Below are 18,085 nucleotides of genomic sequence, written 5' to 3' on the forward strand. Positions count from 1 at the left end.
CCATGTCCGAGCTGTACCAGCACCGCGCACGCAAGCGCTTCGGCCAGAACTTCCTGCACGATGCCGGCGTCATCCACCGCATCCTGCGCGCCATCCATCCCCGCGCCGACGAGCGCCTGGTCGAGATTGGTCCAGGTCAGGGCGCCCTGACCGAGGGTTTGCTCGGTAGTGGTGCACGACTCGACGTCATCGAGCTGGACCTCGACCTGATCCCGCTGCTCAAACTGAAGTTCGGCCTCGATCCACGCTTCCACCTGCATCAGGGTGATGCGCTGAAGTTCGACTTCGCCCGTCTGTGCGGCACGCCACACAGCCTGCGCATCGTCGGCAACCTTCCCTACAACATTTCCACGCCGCTGATTTTCCATCTGCTGGAACATGCCGGCCTGATCCGCGACATGCATTTCATGCTGCAGAAGGAAGTGGTCGAGCGCCTGGCTGCCGAGCCGGGCGGTGGCGACTGGGGACGGTTGTCGATCATGGTCCAGTACTATTGCCGGGTGGAACACCTGTTCAATGTCGGCTCGGGCGCCTTCAACCCGCCACCGAAGGTCGACTCGGCGATCGTCCGCCTGGCCCCCCACGAGACCCTGCCGCATCCGGCTAAAGACCCCGCCCTGCTCGAGCGCATCGTCCGCGAGGCCTTCAACCAGCGGCGCAAGACCCTGCGCAATACCCTCAAGGGCCTGCTCGCCGCCACGGATATAGAAGCCGCCGGCGTCGATGGCAGCCTGCGTCCCGAGCAACTGGACCTGGCCGCCTTCGTCCGCCTGGCCGATCATCTGCACGCGCGGACGGAGGAACACCGCCCGTCCGAATGAGTCCGAACTCTATTCAGCCATCCGCCAACAGAGCCCAACGCATGTCAGATCCCCGCTATCAGATCGACGTCAGCGTCGAGACCCGTTACCTGCCGGAGCAGTCGCAGCCGGAGCAGAACCGCTATTTCTTCGCCTACAGCGTGACCATCCGCAACAACGGCCTGCTGCCGGCCCAATTGCTGTCGCGCCACTGGCTGATCACCGACGGCGACGGCCATGTCCAGGAAGTTCGCGGCCCCGGCGTGATCGGCACGCAGCCGCTGCTCGGCCCAGGGCAGAGCCACAACTACGACAGCAGCACGCTGCTCGCCACCCAGGTCGGCGCCATGCAGGGCAGCTACCAGATGGTCGCCGAGGACGGGCACGCCTTCGACGCCCCGATCCATCCGTTCCGCCTGGCCGTGCCCGGGGCCCTGCACTGATGGCCGTGTATGCGACCGGCGACCTGCAGGGTTGCCTGGAGCCCCTGAAATGCCTGCTGGACAGAGTTGCCTTCGAGCCCGGCCGGGATCGCCTGTGGCTGACCGGAGACCTGGTCAACCGCGGTCCCCAGTCACTGGAAACCCTGCGCTTCATCCACGGCATGCGCGACTCGGTGACCACGGTACTGGGCAACCACGACCTGCACCTGCTGGCCGTGGCGCACGACATCGAACGCCTGAAGAAGAGCGACACGCTGCGGGAGATCCTCGAGGCGCCCGATCGCGACCTGTTGCTCGACTGGCTGCGCTGGCAGAAACTGCTGCACCACGATGGCGAACGCGGCATCCTTCTGGTGCATGCCGGCATCCCGCCGCAATGGTCGTTGAAAAAGGCGTTGCGCCTAGCCGCCGAGGTCGAAGAAGTCCTCCGCGACGACAGCCGGCTACCGCAATTTCTCGATAGCATGTACGGCAACGAACCCTTGCGCTGGAACGGCCGGTTGCGCGGTACGGCGCGGCTGCGGACGATCGCCAACTACTTCACGCAAATGCGCTTCTGCACCGCCGACGGCACCCTCGATCTGAAAAGCAAGGAGGGGCTGGGCAGCGCACCCTACGGCTTCGCCCCCTGGTTCAGCCATCCCCGGCGCAAGACTCGCGGCCAGAAGATCCTCTTCGGCCACTGGGCCGCCCTGGAAGGCCACTGCGACGAACCCGGAGTGATCGCCCTGGACACCGGCTGCGTCTGGGGCGGCGCGCTGACCCTGCTCAACCTGGACACCGGCGAATATCACCGCTGCGCTTGCGATGGTGCCAAGGGTAACGCCGGCTAGAGGGGCGGTTGCGGATCGGTTAGCCTTTTCCCATTGACGAGCGACCCGTTCCAACCATCGAGGTGCAAACATGAGCGAATTCCGTCGTATCCCGCCCCAGCAGGCCCAGGCCCTGCGCAGCCAGGGCGCCGTGGTGGTGGACATCCGCGACCCGCAGAGCTATGCCCAGGGCCATATCGCCGGCGCGTGCCATCTGGACAATCAGTCCCTCGCCGACTTCATGGCCCAGGCGGACTTCCAGCGGCCGCTGATCGTCGCCTGCTACCACGGCAACTCCAGCCAGGGCGCCGCAGCCTACCTGGCCCAGCAGGGCTTCGCCGAGGTCTACAGCCTGGATGGCGGCTTCGAGTTGTGGCGCGCCACCTTCCCCGACGAGGTCGCGCCAGACGTGGCGGCGGGCCAGCCTGACTGAGCCCAGTTCGAACCGATCCAGGTTCGACCCTTTCCGGCCCGCAGGGCGGGCCAGACGCCTCCGCGCAGGCGGCAGACGCCTTCTTTCCCCTCTCGTCGGACCGTCATCCACGGGCCTCGGGCAATCGCGCATCCCCTTGTCATTTGCTTGCGCAACCGTGCTACTGTCGATACCGAACTATTCTTGTTGCTAAGCCATCCAGATCGAGGCAAAGCCGGCACACGGCTTGCTAATTAATTACCAGGCAATGACCTTCGGGCATGGGGGATTTCATCGGCTGGCCCACGTCAGCGAACCGCCAACACCCAAAAGCTTCAAACTAAAGCCGGCTCCGGGCATCGAACGAGGTGACGACATGAGTATCTTCAGCCACTTTCAACAACGCTATGAAACGACGCGTCAGGAAGAGTACTCCCTCCAGGAGTACCTCGAACTGTGCAAGCAGGACCGCAGTGCCTATGTCACCGCAGCCGAACGGATGCTGATGGCCATCGGCGAGCCGGAACTGGTGGACACCTCCACCGACCCGCGGCTGTCGCGGATCTTCTCCAACAAGGTGATCCGCCGCTATCCGGCCTTCGCCGATTTCCATGGCATGGAAGACAGCATCGAGCAAATCGTCTCCTACTTTCGCCATGCGGCTCAGGGCCTGGAAGAGAAGAAGCAGATCCTTTACCTCCTGGGTCCGGTGGGTGGCGGCAAGTCCTCCCTGGCCGAAAAGCTCAAGCAACTGATAGAGAAGGTGCCCTTCTACGCGATCAAGGGCTCGCCGGTGTTCGAATCGCCCCTGGGGCTATTCAACGCCGCCGAGGACGGCGATATCCTCGAAGAGGACTTCGGCATTCCGCGCCGCTACCTCTCCACCATCATGTCGCCCTGGGCGACCAAACGGCTTAACGAGTTCGGCGGCGACATCAGCCAGTTCCGCGTGGTCAAGCTGCATCCCTCGATCCTCAACCAGATCGCAGTGGCCAAGACCGAGCCAGGCGACGAGAACAACCAGGACATCTCCGCTCTGGTCGGCAAGGTCGATATCCGCAAACTGGAAGAATTCCCGCAGAATGATGCCGACGCCTACAGCTACTCCGGCGCGCTGTGCCGCGCCAACCAGGGCCTGATGGAATTCGTCGAGATGTTCAAGGCGCCGATCAAGGTGCTCCACCCGCTGCTGACCGCCACCCAGGAAGGTAACTACAACAGTACCGAAGGCCTCGGCGCGATCCCCTACAGCGGCATCATCCTCGCCCACTCCAACGAGTCCGAGTGGCACAGCTTTCGCAACAACAAGAACAACGAGGCGTTCATCGACCGTATCTACATCGTCAAGGTGCCTTACTGCCTGCGCGTCTCCGACGAGATCAGGATCTACGACAAGCTGCTGACCCACAGCTCGCTGGCCAAGGCCCACTGCGCACCGGACACCCTTAAGATGCTGGCCCAGTTCTCCGTGCTTTCGCGACTGAAAGAACCGGAAAACTCCAACATCTACTCGAAAATGCGCGTCTATGACGGCGAAAACCTGAAGGACACCGATCCCAAGGCCAAGTCGATCCAGGAGTACCGCGACTCCGCCGGGGTAGACGAGGGCATGAACGGTCTGTCGACTCGCTTCGCCTTCAAGATCCTCTCCAAGGTGTTCAACTTCGACCCGCACGAAATCGCCGCCAACCCGGTGCACCTGCTCTACGTGCTGGAGCAGCAGATCGAGCAGGAACAGTTCCCGCCGGAGGTGCGCGAACGCTACCTGCGCTACATTAAGGAATACTTAGCGCCGCGCTACATCGACTTCATCGGCAAGGAGATCCAGACCGCCTACCTCGAGTCCTACAGCGAATACGGTCAAAACATCTTCGACCGCTACGTGCTCTACGCCGACTTCTGGATTCAGGATCAGGAGTACCGCGACCCGGAAACCGGCGAGATCCTTAACCGCATGGCCCTCAACGAGGAACTGGAGAAGATCGAGAAGCCGGCCGGCATCAGCAACCCGAAGGATTTCCGCAACGAGATCGTCAACTTCGTGCTGCGTGCCCGCGCCAACAACAACGGCAAGAACCCCAGTTGGCTCAGCTACGAGAAGCTGCGCGTGGTAATCGAGAAGAAGATGTTCTCCAATACCGAAGACCTGCTGCCGGTCATCAGCTTCAACGCCAAGGCGAGCAAGGAAGACCAGCAGAAGCACAACGACTTCGTCAAGCGTATGGTCGAACGCGGTTACACCGAGAAGCAGGTCAGGCTGCTCTCCGAGTGGTATCTGCGGGTTCGAAAGTCGCAGTAATCCAGCCGCAAACCCCATGTCTTAAGCTGCAGGCGGAAGCAAGCCCCCGAGTTCGGCTCCGCTTGCGGTTTGTGGCTTGAGGTTGGCAGCTCCCCGGAGGGGTTTATGAGTTATGTGATCGACCGACGTCTGAACGGTAAGAACAAGAGCACGGTGAACCGCCAGCGCTTCCTGCGGCGTTACCGTGATCACATCAAGAAGGCGGTAGAGGAGGCAGTCAGCCGCCGCTCCATCACCGACATGGAACATGGCGAGCAGATCAGCATTCCCGGGCGGGACATCGACGAGCCCGTGCTGCATCATGGTCGGGGCGGCAAACAGACCATCGTCCACCCAGGTAACAAGGAATTCACCGCCGGCGAACGCATTCCGCGCCCGTCAGGCGGCGGGGGCGGCGGCAGCGGCTCCGGTAAGGCCAGCAACAGCGGCGAAGGCATGGATGACTTCGTCTTCCAGATCACCCAGGAGGAGTTTCTCGACTTCATGTTCGAGGACCTCGAACTGCCCAACCTGGTCAAGCGCCACATCACCGGCGCAGATACCTTCAAAACGGTGCGTGCCGGCATCAGCAGCGAAGGCAACCCCTCGCGGATCAACATCGTCCGCACTCTGCGCTCGGCCCATGCCCGGCGCATCGCCCTGTCCGGCAACAGCCGCGCCAAGCTGCGCGAGGCCAAGGCCGAACTGGAGCGGCTGAAGATCGAGGAACCGGACAACTTCGGCGACATCCAGAAACTGGAGGCGGAGATCACTCGCCTACGCATGCGCATCGAGCGGGTGCCCTACCTCGACACCTTCGACCTCAAGTACAACCTGCTGGTCAAACAACCCAACCCCAGCTCCAAGGCGGTGATGTTCTGCGTGATGGACGTCTCCGGCTCCATGACCCAGGCGACCAAGGACATCGCCAAGCGCTTCTTCATCCTGCTTTACCTGTTCCTCAAGCGCAGCTACGACAAGATCGATGTGGTGTTCATCCGCCACCACACCAGCGCCAAGGAAGTTGACGAGGAAGAATTCTTCTATTCTCGGGAAACCGGCGGCACCATCGTCTCCAGTGCCCTCAAAATGATGCAGGAGGTGATGGTCGAGCGCTACCCGCTCAACGAATGGAACATCTATGCCGCCCAGGCTTCGGACGGCGACAACTGGAACGACGACTCGCCGATCTGCCGGGATATCCTGATCAAACAGATCATGCCGTTCGTGCAGTACTATAGCTACGTCGAAATCACCCCGCGCGAACACCAGGCGTTGTGGTACGAGTACGAGAGCGTCCGCGAAGCATTTCCCGACTCCTTCGCCCAGCAGCAAATAGTGTCGGCCGCCGACATCTATCCAGTGTTCCGCGAACTCTTCCAGCGGAGGCTTGTGACATGACCCCCAGAGAGAGAAAGGGCCAGCCGATTTCCACCGGATCGGAGTGGAGCTTCGAACTGATCCAGGTCTACGACAAGGAAATCGGCCGCATAGCCGAACGCTACGCGCTCGACACCTATCCCAACCAGATCGAGGTGATCACGGCCGAGCAGATGATGGACGCCTACGCCTCGGTGGGCATGCCCATCGGCTACCACCACTGGTCGTACGGCAAGCACTTCCTCGCTACCGAGAAGGGTTACAAGCGCGGACAGATGGGGCTGGCCTACGAGATCGTGATCAACTCCGATCCGTGCATCGCCTACCTGATGGAAGAGAACACCATGTGCATGCAGGCACTGGTGATCGCCCACGCCTGCTACGGGCACAACAGTTTCTTCAAGGGCAACTACCTGTTCCGCACCTGGACGGACGCCAGCTCGATCGTCGACTACCTGGTGTTCGCCAAGCAGTACATCATGCAGTGCGAGGAGCGTCACGGCATCGACGCGGTGGAGGAGTTGCTGGACTCCTGCCACGCCCTGATGAACTACGGCGTCGACCGCTACAAACGCCCCTACCCGATCTCCGCGGAGGAAGAGCGGCGCCGGCAGAAGGATCGCGAGGAACACCTGCAGCGCCAGATCAACGATCTGTGGCGGACCATTCCCCGCTCGACCGAAAAAGGCAGCGACAAGGACCGCACGCGCTGGCCCGCCGAACCCCAGGAGAACATCCTCTACTTCGTCGAGAAGCACGCGCCGCTGCTCGAACCCTGGCAGCGCGAGGTCGTGCGCATCGTGCGCAAGATCGCCCAGTACTTCTATCCGCAGCGCCAGACCCAGGTGATGAACGAGGGCTGGGCGACCTTCTGGCACTACACCCTGCTCAATGACCTCTACGACGAGGGGCTGGTCACCGACGGCTTCATGATGGAGTTCCTCCAATCGCACACCAGCGTGGTCTACCAGCCGCCGTTCGACAGCCCCTACTACAGCGGCATCAACCCCTATGCACTGGGTTTCGCCATGTACCGCGACATCCGGCGGATCTGCGAGAACCCGACCGAGGAGGACAAGCGCTGGTTCCCCGACATCGCCGGCAGCGACTGGCTGAACACCCTGAAGTTCGCCATGCAGAGCTTCAAGGACGAGAGCTTCATCCTGCAGTTCCTCTCGCCCAAGGTGATCCGCGACCTCAAGCTGTTCAGCATCGTCGACGACGACCAGAAGGACGAGCTGCTGGTGTCCGCCATCCATGACGATGCCGGCTACCGCACCGTGCGCGAACTGCTCGCCGCTCAGTACAACCTCGGCAACCGCGAGCCGAACGTGCAGATCTGGAGCGTCGACCGGCGCGGCGACCGCTCGCTGACCCTGCGCCACCAGCAACACGACCGCAAACCGCTCAGCGACGCCACCGAGGACGTACTCAAGCACCTACATCGGCTGTGGGGCTTCGACATCCACCTCGAGTCGATGCAAGGCGATCGGATCGTCAACAGCTACCACATGCCGCCCAGGGGCGACGGCGACGAGGAAAACTACCCGCGCCTGGATCTGGCCATTCCGCCGATCTGATCCGGTGCGCGACAAGCCCCGCCGTTCAGGGCGGGAGGATAGCGCGGGACGTGGCGGCCCTATACTGGCGCTGTCGCCACCTATCGCTGGGCAGGCGAGAAGTGAAGTCTGTGGAGAGGCCGTAAGTGCTGTATTGCAGCCTGCCCCAATGAAGCAGGAACCCACCAAAGCGACTCAGGAACGGCTCAATGTCGCACCTGAGCGCCGTAGGAATCTCCGTCCTTCAGGCCAGAAGATGTCAACAAACGGCCGCCAGCCTCCAGGCGGCTCCTCCATTTCGCAGCCCGTCCTCATCGTTCCCCTGACCGCCCCTACCCACTATGCTCTGCCCAGGAGGTGGACATGCGAATCTACAAAGTGGGCGGCGCGGTGCGCGACCGGCTGCTCGGCCGGCCGGTCAGCGAAGTCGATTGGGTGGTGGTCGGCGCCAGCGCCGAAGAACTGTTGGCCCTGGGCTACCGCCCGGTCGGCGCAGACTTCCCGGTCTTCCTCCATCCGCAGACCGGCGAGGAATACGCTCTCGCCCGCACCGAGCGGAAAAGCGGGCGCGGCTATGGCGGTTTCACCTTCCATGCCAGCCCGGAGGTGACCCTGGAAGAGGACCTGCTGCGCCGCGACCTGACCATCAACGCCATGGCCGAGGACGAACAGGGCCGGCTGATCGATCCCTGTCATGGCCAGCGCGACCTCGAACAAAGGTGGCTGCGTCACGTTTCTCCCGCCTTCGCCGAAGATCCCCTGCGCGTCCTGCGCGTGGCGCGCTTCGCCGCCCGCTATGCACCGCTGGGGTTCCGCGTGGCTCCGGAGACCCAGGCGCTGATGCGCCAGCTCGCCGAGTCCGGCGAACTGCAAGCCCTCACCGCCGAGCGCAGTTGGAAGGAAATTTCCCGTGCTCTGCTGGAGCCGCGTCCGGATGTCTTCATCCGGACACTGCGCGACTGCGGCGCCCTGCATGAACTGCTGCCGGAAATCGATGCTTTGTTCGGGGTTCCACAGCCGGCTGCCCATCATCCGGAAATCGATACCGGCGAGCACCTGCTCGCCGTGCTGCGCCAGTGCGCCGAACACGGGCAGCCCCTGGTCGTGCGCTGGGCCTGCCTGCTCCACGACCTGGGCAAGGCAACGACGCCCGCCGAGGAATGGCCGCGCCACATCGCCCACGAGCGCAAGGGCCTGAAACTGATTCGTGCGGTGAACACGCGTTGCAAGGCCCCGCGCGACTGCCAAGAACTGTCCCTGCTGGTCGGCGAATACCACAGCCACTGTCACCGGGCCCTGGAACTGCGCCCCGCCACACTGCTCGAACTGCTGCAACGATTCGACGTCTATCGCCGTCCGCAACGCTTCGAGGAATTCATCGCCGCCTGCGAGATGGATGCCCGCGGTCGTCTCGGCCTGGAAAGACGCGATTACCCCCAGGCCAGCTACTTGCGCGGAGCCGCCGCCGCGGCTCGGGCAGTGGCAGTTCAACCGTTGCTGGAAAAGGGGTTCGAGGGCGCGGCCCTGGGCGAAGCGCTCAAGCGTGAGCGACTGCGAGCACTGAAGGCCTATAAGAGCGACGTACTAGGCGAGCGGGCCGAGCCTTCGGAGACCTCGTGATAGCTAAACGCGCCACCTGCGCGGATGGCACACCGCCAATCACGCTATCGTCGATGTCCGGGCAGACACCCAACCTGGGGAGAGATACTTAAAATATTTAATATATGAAATAAAAATATATTCATAGCTCTAAACGAGCTATTAAGCTGATTCCCGTGAAATGTCTCCAGGTATCCCGGACACGCACGGAGAGCAGCCTCATGAATGCTTATGTCGAAGCCTTCTTCGATCCCGCCACCTCAACTTACAGCTATGTGGTGAGCGATCCGCGAACCCGCCACTGCGCGCTAATCGACCCCGTACTGGACTACGATCCCGCTGCAGGCCGAACTTCGCGCAAGGGCGCCGACCGCCTGATCGCCCACGTGCGCGAGCGGGAACTGAGCGTGCAGTGGATTCTGGAAACCCATGTGCACGCCGACCATCTCAGCGCTGGCCATTACCTCAAGGAACGGCTCGGCGGCCGGTTGGCGATCGGCGACCGCATCACCGTGGTGCAGAACACCTTCGGCAAGCTATTCAATGCGGAGCCGGAGTTCGCCACCGACGGCCGCCAGTTCGATCACCTGTTCCGCGACGGCGAAGGCTTCAGCCTCGGCGGCATCGAGGCCCGCGCCCTCCACACCCCTGGCCACACCCCAGCCTGCATGACTTACCTGATCGGCGATGCCGCCTTCGTCGGCGACACCCTATTCATGCCCGACTACGGCACTGCCCGCTGCGACTTCCCCGGCGGCGACGCACGCGCCCTGTACCGCTCGGTCCACGCCAAGCTGTTCCGGCTTCCGGACCAGACCCGCGTATTCGTGTGCCACGATTACAAGGCTCCAGGTCGCCAAGAACATCAATACGAGACGACCATCGGCGCCGAGCGCGCGCACAACGTGCATATCCGCGAGGGCATCGGCGAGGAGGAATTCGTCGCCATGCGCCAGGCCCGCGACGCCACCCTCGACATGCCGGCGCTGATCCTACCCTCGGTACAGGTGAACATGCGTGCCGGCGAGTTGCCGCCGGCCGAAAGCAACGGCACCCGCTACTTGAAGATCCCGCTCGACACGCTTTGAGTCCGACCACGCATACTCGCTGCCACGGCGGCTCGCCCGCCACCTGCCGTGCTTGGAATGGGCACGTCGGTACGACCGCGAAACCGCGGGCAAAGACGGCCTGGCTGCGCTGATCGGAGGAGATCGGCGCACGCTTGCACGCCGCCGGCATCCAGTTGTATCTCTCCGAGGTCAAGGGCTGGTGATGAACCGGCTCGGCACTCGGACTTTCTCGAACACTTCGGTGGCCGGGTCTTCATCAGCCAGTTCGAGGCCCTAGCCGAACTCGATCCGCAGACCACTCGGCGCGCCCTCGGCATGCACCGTCGGGGCCGGGCCGCTCTCCTTCGACCGACACGGAAGAAAAACGACAGTGAAAAGCGCCCATGATCTGGTAGCCGAAGCCAAGGTCCGCACCCACGAAGTCGAACTCCAGGCCACCGAGGCGGCCATCCGCAACGCCGACCTGCTGCTCGAGGTGCGCGAGGCCGACGAATTCCAGGCCGGGCACATTCCCGGCACGCTGAACATTCCGCGCAAAATACTGGAATTCAAGATCGACAACACGCCGGAGCTGTCCACCCGCGACCTCGGCATTGTCCTCTACTGCAAGACCAGCGGGCGCGCCGCCCCGGCCGCCGCGCCCCTACAGGACATGGGCTACCGGAAAGTACGCTCGATCGCCGGCGGCTTCGATGCCTGGAGCGCGGCCGGCAAGGCGGTGACGACGCCGAGTCTGCCGAGCTTCGAATAGACGGGCGCTCCGCTTAGGATTCGGAAGGCGGGGCGGGAAAGGCTCGGCTCAGTGCCGGAGGGGTCAGTTGCACGTCGCGCCAGTAGAAGGAAACCGGCCACAACACCTGCTCCATCCGCGCCTCCCGCCACAATTCGGCGAAGGTCCGGCCGGCACCGGGATGGCGCCGCTCCGGCACCAGCAGCGCCAGCGGCCAGAGCACGAAGGCGTTCTTCAGGATTTCCGCGCGCGGCAGCACCAGCCCGTCGAAGTTGCCGACCCGTTCGCCATAGGTCAGCACGTCGATATCCAGCGGCAGCCCCTTGCGTTCCGGCGCGTAACGGCCGTTATCCGCCTCGATGAACTTGAGCCGGCGATCCAGCTCGATCAGCGGCAACTCGGTCCGCCCGGCCACCACCAAGTTGAAGAAAGGACCGCTTCTGATCCCCACCGGCAAGCTTTCGAATACCGGCGAGCAGCGCATGTCCCGCAGAAGGCCGGACAGCGCTTCGAGGCCGGCGGTGAGATGGGCGACACGCTCGATATTGCTGCCGAGGCCCAGCAGCACTGGGGTCAGCGACATCCGCGCTCGATCTCCACGCCGACGCCGGCGGCCGCTGGAACGGCGCCCGGCTTGGTCACCCGCAGGCGCAGCCAGGGAATCCCGAACTCCGCCATCAGCGTGCCGGCCAGACGTTCGGCAAAGGTCTCCACCAGCAGAAAGCGCGCTTCGCCGGCGAAGGCCTGGATGCGTGCCGCCAGCGCCGCATAGTCGAGCGCACGGGACAGCTCGTCCGCGCTGGCGGGCGCCTGGACATCCCAGGCGCACTCCAGATCCAGCCGCAGGCACTGACGGATGCCGCGCTCCCAGTCGAACACGCCGATGAGGGTGTCGACTTCCAGGCCCTCGATAAACACTTTATCCAAATTCATCTCCACGAAGGGCGCTGGGCCCCGCTAGAATCGGGACGCCCTCACCCCGGAACGGATCCCATGGTCTGGCTGCTGGCGATCCTCGCCTACCTGCTCGGTTCGCTGTCTTTCGCCATCCTGCTCAGCCAACTGAGCGGCGGACCGGACCCGCGTGCCTGCGGCTCGGGCAATCCCGGCACCACCAACATGCTGCGCATTGCCGGCAAGCGCCTGGCCGCGCTCACCCTGCTCGGCGATCTCGGTAAGGGCCTGCTGCCGGTACTGATCGCCCAGCACGCCGGCCTGGGCGTCCAGCAGCAGGCCTGGATCGGCCTCGCCGCGGTGTCCGGCCACCTTTATCCTCTGTACTTCAACTTTCGTGGCGGCAAAGGTGTGGCGACCGCCGCCGGAATGCTGCTCGGCCTCTATCCGCCAACGGTGCTGCCGGTCGTCGCCGCCTGGCTGCTGGTCTTCACCCTCACCCGCACCAGTTCCCTCGCTGCCCTGGCCGCCACGCCGCTGTGCCTGCCGCTGCTGGCCTGGCAGCAGCCCGAGGCCCTGCTGCCGATGCTGCTGCTCTATGGGGTGATCGTCTGGCGCCACCGCGGCAATCTGCATGCTCTCTTCGCCGGCCGGGAAAGACATTTCTAGCCTTGCGCCGCGGAATCAGAGCGCCGGCAGGCTCTCCATCGGCCAGCGCGCATGGACCTGAATCGCCGGCCCATCCTGCTGGCCGGCCAGCAAACGCTGGCAGCCAGCATAGGCGATCATCGCGCCGTTGTCGGTGCAGAAGCGCGGCCGGGCATAGAACACTTGGCCATCCAGTTCGCCGAGCATCCGCTCCAGCGCCGAACGCAACGCCTGGTTAGCGCTCACCCCACCGGCGATGACCAGACGCTCCAGGCCGGTCTGCTTCAGCGCCCGCCGGCACTTGATGGTCAACGTCTCCACCACCGCCTGCTGGAAGGCCATGGCGATGTCGCGGCGCGATTGCTCGCCGTCGTCGCCGCTCGCCCGGCAGTGTTGCCAGGTGTTCAGAGCGAAGGTCTTGAGGCCGCTGAAACTGAATTCCAGGCCTGGCCGGTCGGTCATCGGCCGTGGGAAGACGAAACGCCCGGGTCGGCCATCCTGCGCCAGACGGGCGATCTCCGGACCGCCGGGATAACCGAGGCCGAGCAGCTTGGCGGTCTTGTCGAAGGCCTCGCCGGCGGCGTCGTCCAGCGACTCGCCGAGCACCTGGTAGCGACCGATGCCGTCGACCCGCACCAGTTGGGTATGTCCGCCGGAAACCAGCAGGGCGACGAAGGGAAACTGCGGCGGCTGCTCCTCGAGCATCGGTGCCAGCAGATGACCCTCCATGTGATGCACGCCGAGCGCCGGAACTCCCCAGGCCAGCGCCAGCGCCTGGGCGCAGGAGGCGCCGACCAGCAGCGCGCCGACCAGGCCGGGTCCTGCGGTATAGGCGATGCCGTCGATGTCCCCGGTGCGGCAGCCGGATTCGTCGAGCACTTGGCGCAAGAGCGGCAGCATGCGCTTGACGTGATCTCGCGAGGCCAGTTCGGGCACCACCCCGCCATAGATGCGGTGCAGATCGATCTGGCTGAACAGCGCGTCGGCCAGCAGGCCGCGCCGGCTGTCGTAAAGCGCGACGCCGGTTTCGTCGCAGGAGGTTTCCAGCCCCAGAACGAGCATGGGTTCGACCTTTATGGATTAGCCTGGCAAATCGAGGGGCGCATGATAATCGGCGACCACCCCGTAGACCAGCGCTTTTCGTACCGCGGGCTTTGCATTGCAAGCAACCGATGAGGTAACATCCGCAGCCCTTGAGAATCGACGTTCTCCCGAGCAGAGTCCGGAGAGGGCGTTCACCACAGGTCAATAGTTAAGGTAGCCCTGGATGCCCGCCGTCAAAGTTAAAGAGAACGAACCCTTCGACGTAGCCCTGCGTCGCTTCAAGCGCTCTTGCGAAAAAGCTGGCGTACTGGCCGAAGTTCGCAGCCGCGAGTTCTACGAGAAGCCCACCGCCGAGCGCAAACGCAAAGCCGCCGCCGCCGTGAAGCGCCACGCGAAGAAGGTTCAGCGCGAGCAGCGCCGCCGCGAGCGCCTGTACTAAACTACAGCGCTTCGCCGCCCCCGAAGCCCGGCCACGTACCGGGCTTTCGTCGTTTCTGGAACCAACCCGGCGACCGAATTGGAACTCCCATGGCCGGACTGATCCCCCAAGGCTTCATCGACGACCTGCTGAACCGCACCGACATCGTCGAGGTGATCGGTTCGCGCGTCCAGTTGAAGAAGAGCGGCAAGAACTACAGTGCCTGCTGCCCCTTCCACCAGGAAAAGACCCCCTCCTTCACCGTCAGCCCGGACAAACAGTTCTACTACTGCTTCGGCTGCGGCGCCGGCGGCAACGCGCTAGGCTTTCTCATGGACCACGACCACCTGGAGTTCCCCCAGGCGGTCGAGGAACTGGCCAGGCGCGCCGGCCTGGAAGTTCCCCGCGAGGAACGCGGCGGCCCCCATCAACCGCACCAGAGCGCCGATTCGCCACTCTATCCGCTGCTGGCCGCAGCCGCCGACTACTATCGCCAGGCCCTGAAGAGCCATCCGGCACGCCAGGTCGCCGTCGACTACTTGAAAGGCCGCGGCCTGTCCGGCGTCATCGCCCGCGACTTCGCCCTCGGCTTCGCCCCGCCCGGCTGGGACAACCTGCTCAAACACCTGGGCGGCGATGCCCTGCAGCAGAAGGCGATGATCGAGGCCGGCCTGCTGATCGAGAACGCCGAGACCGGCAGGCGCTACGACCGCTTCCGCGACCGAGTGATCTTCCCGATCCGCGACAGCCGCGGCCGGGTCATCGCCTTCGGCGGCCGGGTCCTCGGTGACGACAAGCCTAAGTATCTGAACTCCCCGGAGACCCCGGTATTTCACAAGGGCCAGGAACTTTACGGCCTCTTCGAGGCGCGCCGGCACAACCGCGACCTCGACGAGATCATCGTGGTCGAGGGCTACATGGACGTCATCGCCCTGGCCCAGCAGGGCCTGCGCAACGCGGTGGCGACCCTCGGCACCGCCACCAGCGAGGAGCACCTCAAGCGCCTGTTCCGCCTGGTGCCCAGCGTGCTGTTCTGCTTCGATGGTGACCAGGCCGGCCGCAAGGCCGCCTGGCGTGCCCTCGAGGCCACCCTGCCGAGCTTGCAGGATGGCCGGCGCGCGCGCTTCCTGTTCCTGCCCGAAGGCGAGGACCCGGACAGCCTGGTTCGCGCCGAGGGCCGCGAGGCCTTCCTCGCCCGCCTGGAGCAACAGGCCCGGCCGCTGGCCGACTACTTTTTCCGGCACCTGATTGAGGAAGCCGATCCGGGCACCCTGGAGGGCAAGGCGCACCTGGCGACCCTCGCCGCGCCGCTGATCGAGAAGATCCCCGGCGCCAACCTGCGCGCCCTGATGCGCCAGCGCCTCGCCGAGATCACCGGACTGACCGGCGCGAGTCCGAACTCACCGGCCGCCGGCCCGGTTCCGCGCGCACAAGATGCCCACTACTACCAGGCCGACCCCGGCTACGCCGATCTCATCGAGCCCGAGCGCTCCGCTTTCGGGCGCACCGCCCACGACAAGGGCCAGTGGAAGGGACGCAGCGGCTACCGCAAGGGCCGCGACGCCCCTGCGCCGCGACCGCGCACCGCCGTCAGCGTCGAGCCGCCCAACCTGAACGCGCTGCGCACCCTGCTGCAGCATCCGCAACTGGCGCAGAAAGTCGCCGATGCCAGCCATTTCGCCAGCGAGGAGGACCCCTACGCCCAGTTGCTGGTCGCCCTGCTCGAAGCCCTGCAGAAAAACCCGCGCAGCAGCAGCCTGCAACTGATCGCCCACTGGCACGGCACCGAGCAGGGCCGTCTGCTGCGTGCCCTGGCGGAGAAGGAATGGCTGATTTCGACGGACAACCTTGAACAACAATTTTTCGACACTATAAATACATTAGCGGCCCGGCAGCGCGAGCACGGCATCGAACAGTTGCTTCGCAAGGCCCGCCAGGGCGAATTGAGCACCGAAGAGAAGATTCGATTGCGCGACCTGCTAAGCCGTGACGCATCTCCCACTCCCCCGACCTCAACTGGCGTGTGAGGTCAAGCATCCGTTATAATATTCAGCTTTTCAGCCCGCCAGAAAATTCAGTGGATAGGGTGTCATGTCCGTAAAAGCTCAACAGCAGTCTCGCATCAAAGAGTTGATCGCTCGCGGCCGCGAACAGGGTTACCTGACCTATGCCGAGGTCAACGACCATCTGCCCGAGGATATTTCCGATCCGGAACAGGTGGAAGACATCATCCGCATGATCAACGACATGGGGATCAACGTATTCGAAAGTGCCCCGGATACGGATGCCCTGTTGTTGGCCGAAGCCGACACCGACGAAGCTGCCGCCGAGGAAGCCGCCGCGGCCCTGGCCGCCGTGGAAACCGACATCGGTCGCACCACCGACCCGGTGCGCATGTACATGCGCGAAATGGGTACCGTGGAGCTGCTCACCCGCGAAGGCGAAATCGAGATCGCCAAGCGCATCGAGGAAGGCATTCGCGAGGTGATGGGCGCCATCGCCCACTTCCCGGGCACCGTAGACGGCATCCTCGCGGAATACCAGCGCGTCACCAGCGAAGGCGGCCGCCTGTCCGACATCCTCAGCGGCTACATCGATCCCGACGACGATTCGGCGGTGCCCGCCGAGGCCGAAGTTCCCGTCGATCTCAAGAGCAAGAGCACCGCGACCCCCGCCGTATCCGAGGACGAGGACGAGGACGAGAGCGAGGAAAGCGACAGCGACGACGAGGAAGGCGACGGCGGTCCCGACCCTGAAGTCGCCCGTCAGCGCTTCGGCGCTGTCGCCGAGCAGTTGGGCAGGACCCATGTAGCTCTCGAACGGCACGGGCGCCACAGCGCCGAGGGCATGGAGGCGCTGCAGGCGTTGGCCAGCCTGTTCATGCCGATCAAGCTAGTGCCCAAGCAGTACGACACCCTGGTCGAGCAGGTGCGCAACGCTCTGACCCGCGTGCGCGCCCAGGAACGCGCGATCATGCAGTTGTGCGTGCGCGATGCGCGCATGCCGCGCGCCGACTTCCTGCGCCAGTTTCCCGGCAACGAGACCGACCAGGACTGGGTCGACCTCCTCGCCAAGGGCAAGGCCAAGTACGCCGAAGCCCTGGGCAATCTGGCCGACGACATCAAGCAGTGCCAGCAGAAGCTGATCGACCTCGAGCAGGAGGTCGGCCTGACCATCGCCGAAATCAAGGACATCAACCGCCAGATGTCCATCGGCGAAGCCAAGGCCCGCCGCGCTAAGAAGGAAATGGTCGAGGCCAACCTGCGCCTGGTGATCTCCATCGCCAAGAAATACACCAACCGCGGCCTGCAGTTCCTCGATCTGATCCAGGAAGGCAACATCGGCCTGATGAAGGCGGTGGACAAGTTCGAATACCGCCGCGGCTACAAGTTCTCGACCTACGCCACCTGGTGGATCCGCCAGGCGATCACCCGCTCGATCGCCGACCAGGCGCGCACCATCCGCATCCCGGTGCACATGATCGAGACCATCAACAAGCTCAACCGCATCTCCCGCCAGATGCTCCAGGAGATGGGCCGCGAACCCACGCCGGAAGAACTCGGCGAGCGCATGGACATGCCCGAGGACAAGATCCGCAAGGTACTGAAGATCGCCAAGGAGCCGATCTCCATGGAAACCCCGATCGGCGACGACGAGGACTCGCATCTGGGCGACTTCATCGAGGACTCGACCATGCAGTCGCCGATCGAGGTGGCGACCGTGGAAAGCCTCAAGGAGGCCACCCGCGAAGTCCTCGCCGGCCTCACCGCCCGGGAAGCCAAGGTGCTGCGCATGCGCTTCGGCATCGACATGAACACCGACCACACCCTTGAGGAGGTCGGCAAGCAGTTCGACGTGACCCGCGAGCGCATCCGTCAGATCGAGGCCAAGGCCTTGCGCAAGCTGCGCCACCCCTCGCGAAGCGAGCACCTGCGCTCCTTCCTCGACGAGTAACAACAAAGACCCCCGGCAAGCCGGGGGGTCTTGCTTTCCAGTTC

General features: G+C 64.1%; 17 protein-coding genes. 14 read left to right on the forward strand and 3 right to left on the reverse strand.

Translation table 11 applies throughout. The features are described 5' to 3' along the window. The first annotated feature begins 2 nt into the window (after nucleotides 1-2). From rsmA to ACGI6K_RS19560, 10 genes are all read left to right on the forward strand, one after another. Complete coding sequence (gene rsmA / locus ACGI6K_RS19515) at nucleotides 3-821, forward strand: 16S rRNA (adenine(1518)-N(6)/adenine(1519)-N(6))-dimethyltransferase RsmA (RefSeq protein ID WP_376944329.1); 819 nt, start codon at nucleotides 3-5, stop codon at nucleotides 819-821. 41 nt (nucleotides 822-862) lie between these two features. Next, nucleotides 863-1,243: a Co2+/Mg2+ efflux protein ApaG gene (apaG, locus tag ACGI6K_RS19520; protein WP_376944331.1), complete on the forward strand. Its 381-nt coding sequence runs from the start codon at nucleotides 863-865 to the stop codon at nucleotides 1,241-1,243. Next, nucleotides 1,243-2,076, forward strand: a complete 834-nt coding sequence (locus ACGI6K_RS19525) for a symmetrical bis(5'-nucleosyl)-tetraphosphatase (protein ID WP_376944334.1) — start codon at nucleotides 1,243-1,245, stop codon at nucleotides 2,074-2,076. The genes apaG and ACGI6K_RS19525 overlap by 1 nt, the downstream gene beginning before the upstream one ends. Nucleotides 2,077-2,146: 70 nt before the next feature. Next, nucleotides 2,147-2,488: a thiosulfate sulfurtransferase GlpE gene (gene glpE, locus ACGI6K_RS19530; protein ID WP_376944336.1), complete on the forward strand. Its 342-nt coding sequence runs from the start codon at nucleotides 2,147-2,149 to the stop codon at nucleotides 2,486-2,488. Between the two features lie 355 nt (nucleotides 2,489-2,843). Further along, nucleotides 2,844-4,766 carry a PrkA family serine protein kinase gene (locus tag ACGI6K_RS19535; RefSeq protein ID WP_376944338.1) on the forward strand — a complete coding sequence of 641 codons (1,923 nt, stop codon included), beginning with the start codon at nucleotides 2,844-2,846 and terminating at the stop codon, nucleotides 4,764-4,766. A 105-nt stretch (nucleotides 4,767-4,871) separates the two neighbouring features. Beyond that, a complete protein-coding gene (locus ACGI6K_RS19540; RefSeq protein ID WP_376944341.1) occupies nucleotides 4,872-6,146 on the forward strand; it encodes a YeaH/YhbH family protein in 1,275 nt (424 codons plus the stop codon). After that, the gene (locus tag ACGI6K_RS19545) at nucleotides 6,143-7,705 is read left to right on the forward strand and encodes a SpoVR family protein (RefSeq protein WP_376944344.1); all 1,563 of its coding nucleotides are present in this window, start codon (nucleotides 6,143-6,145) and stop codon (nucleotides 7,703-7,705) included. Before ACGI6K_RS19540 ends, ACGI6K_RS19545 begins: the two co-directional genes overlap by 4 nt. Nucleotides 7,706-8,047: 342 nt before the next feature. Next, entirely contained in the window at nucleotides 8,048-9,304 is a 1,257-nt protein-coding gene (locus ACGI6K_RS19550) for a multifunctional CCA addition/repair protein (protein ID WP_376944347.1), read from the forward strand. A gap of 200 nt (nucleotides 9,305-9,504) precedes the next feature. Further along, nucleotides 9,505-10,371 (forward strand): MBL fold metallo-hydrolase, encoded by an 867-nt coding sequence (locus ACGI6K_RS19555; RefSeq protein WP_376944349.1) that lies wholly within the window; start codon nucleotides 9,505-9,507, stop codon nucleotides 10,369-10,371. Nucleotides 10,372-10,723: 352 nt separating this feature from the next. Continuing rightward, a complete protein-coding gene (locus ACGI6K_RS19560) occupies nucleotides 10,724-11,104 on the forward strand; it encodes a rhodanese-like domain-containing protein (RefSeq protein ID WP_376944351.1) in 381 nt (126 codons plus the stop codon). A gap of 13 nt (nucleotides 11,105-11,117) precedes the next feature. Here ACGI6K_RS19560 and folK read toward each other — a convergent pair whose 3' ends face one another. Beyond that, entirely contained in the window at nucleotides 11,118-11,666 is a 549-nt protein-coding gene (gene folK / locus ACGI6K_RS19565) for a 2-amino-4-hydroxy-6-hydroxymethyldihydropteridine diphosphokinase (protein WP_376944353.1), read from the reverse strand. Then, a complete protein-coding gene (gene folB, locus ACGI6K_RS19570; RefSeq protein WP_376944355.1) occupies nucleotides 11,657-12,010 on the reverse strand; it encodes a dihydroneopterin aldolase in 354 nt (117 codons plus the stop codon). The genes folK and folB overlap by 10 nt, the downstream gene beginning before the upstream one ends. A 66-nt stretch (nucleotides 12,011-12,076) precedes the next feature. Here folB and plsY point away from each other — a divergent pair, with 66 nt between their 5' ends. Further along, complete coding sequence (gene plsY / locus ACGI6K_RS19575) at nucleotides 12,077-12,646, forward strand: glycerol-3-phosphate 1-O-acyltransferase PlsY (protein ID WP_376944357.1); 570 nt, start codon at nucleotides 12,077-12,079, stop codon at nucleotides 12,644-12,646. Between the two features lie 15 nt (nucleotides 12,647-12,661). Here plsY and tsaD read toward each other — a convergent pair whose 3' ends face one another. Then, entirely contained in the window at nucleotides 12,662-13,687 is a 1,026-nt protein-coding gene (tsaD, locus tag ACGI6K_RS19580; protein ID WP_376944359.1) for a tRNA (adenosine(37)-N6)-threonylcarbamoyltransferase complex transferase subunit TsaD, read from the reverse strand. A 205-nt stretch (nucleotides 13,688-13,892) separates the two neighbouring features. Here tsaD and rpsU point away from each other — a divergent pair, with 205 nt between their 5' ends. The 3 genes from rpsU (at nucleotide 13,893) to rpoD (ending at nucleotide 18,041) form a co-directional block, all read left to right on the forward strand. Next, complete coding sequence (gene rpsU / locus ACGI6K_RS19585; RefSeq protein WP_003085057.1) at nucleotides 13,893-14,108, forward strand: 30S ribosomal protein S21; 216 nt, start codon at nucleotides 13,893-13,895, stop codon at nucleotides 14,106-14,108. Between the two features lie 89 nt (nucleotides 14,109-14,197). Continuing rightward, the gene (gene dnaG, locus ACGI6K_RS19590) at nucleotides 14,198-16,114 is read left to right on the forward strand and encodes a DNA primase (RefSeq protein WP_376944461.1); all 1,917 of its coding nucleotides are present in this window, start codon (nucleotides 14,198-14,200) and stop codon (nucleotides 16,112-16,114) included. A 64-nt stretch (nucleotides 16,115-16,178) separates the two neighbouring features. Then, entirely contained in the window at nucleotides 16,179-18,041 is a 1,863-nt protein-coding gene (gene rpoD / locus ACGI6K_RS19595) for an RNA polymerase sigma factor RpoD (protein WP_376944463.1), read from the forward strand. Nucleotides 18,042-18,085 lie beyond the last annotated feature (44 nt).

Source organism: Azorhizophilus paspali (genome assembly GCF_043587585.2).
In the GTDB taxonomy this organism is placed as follows: domain Bacteria; phylum Pseudomonadota; class Gammaproteobacteria; order Pseudomonadales; family Pseudomonadaceae; genus Azotobacter; species Azotobacter paspali.

What these genes read in the sequence shown, in the direction of transcription:
- folK (WP_376944353.1), bottom strand. Translation starts at nt 11,666, where the DNA reads ATGTCGCTGACCCCAGTGCTGCTGGGCCTCGGCAGCAATATCGAGCGT.
- plsY (WP_376944357.1), top strand. Translation starts at nt 12,077, where the DNA reads ATGGTCTGGCTGCTGGCGATCCTCGCCTACCTGCTCGGTTCGCTGTCT.
- ACGI6K_RS19555 (WP_376944349.1), top strand. Translation starts at nt 9,505, where the DNA reads ATGAATGCTTATGTCGAAGCCTTCTTCGATCCCGCCACCTCAACTTAC.
- glpE (WP_376944336.1), top strand. Translation starts at nt 2,147, where the DNA reads ATGAGCGAATTCCGTCGTATCCCGCCCCAGCAGGCCCAGGCCCTGCGC.
- rpoD (WP_376944463.1), top strand. Translation starts at nt 16,179, where the DNA reads ATGTCCGTAAAAGCTCAACAGCAGTCTCGCATCAAAGAGTTGATCGCT.
- ACGI6K_RS19535 (WP_376944338.1), top strand. Translation starts at nt 2,844, where the DNA reads ATGAGTATCTTCAGCCACTTTCAACAACGCTATGAAACGACGCGTCAG.
- rpsU (WP_003085057.1), top strand. Translation starts at nt 13,893, where the DNA reads ATGCCCGCCGTCAAAGTTAAAGAGAACGAACCCTTCGACGTAGCCCTG.
- apaG (WP_376944331.1), top strand. Translation starts at nt 863, where the DNA reads ATGTCAGATCCCCGCTATCAGATCGACGTCAGCGTCGAGACCCGTTAC.
- dnaG (WP_376944461.1), top strand. Translation starts at nt 14,198, where the DNA reads ATGGCCGGACTGATCCCCCAAGGCTTCATCGACGACCTGCTGAACCGC.
- ACGI6K_RS19525 (WP_376944334.1), top strand. Translation starts at nt 1,243, where the DNA reads ATGGCCGTGTATGCGACCGGCGACCTGCAGGGTTGCCTGGAGCCCCTG.
- rsmA (WP_376944329.1), top strand. Translation starts at nt 3, where the DNA reads ATGTCCGAGCTGTACCAGCACCGCGCACGCAAGCGCTTCGGCCAGAAC.
- ACGI6K_RS19550 (WP_376944347.1), top strand. Translation starts at nt 8,048, where the DNA reads ATGCGAATCTACAAAGTGGGCGGCGCGGTGCGCGACCGGCTGCTCGGC.
- ACGI6K_RS19545 (WP_376944344.1), top strand. Translation starts at nt 6,143, where the DNA reads ATGACCCCCAGAGAGAGAAAGGGCCAGCCGATTTCCACCGGATCGGAG.
- ACGI6K_RS19540 (WP_376944341.1), top strand. Translation starts at nt 4,872, where the DNA reads ATGAGTTATGTGATCGACCGACGTCTGAACGGTAAGAACAAGAGCACG.
- tsaD (WP_376944359.1), bottom strand. Translation starts at nt 13,687, where the DNA reads ATGCTCGTTCTGGGGCTGGAAACCTCCTGCGACGAAACCGGCGTCGCG.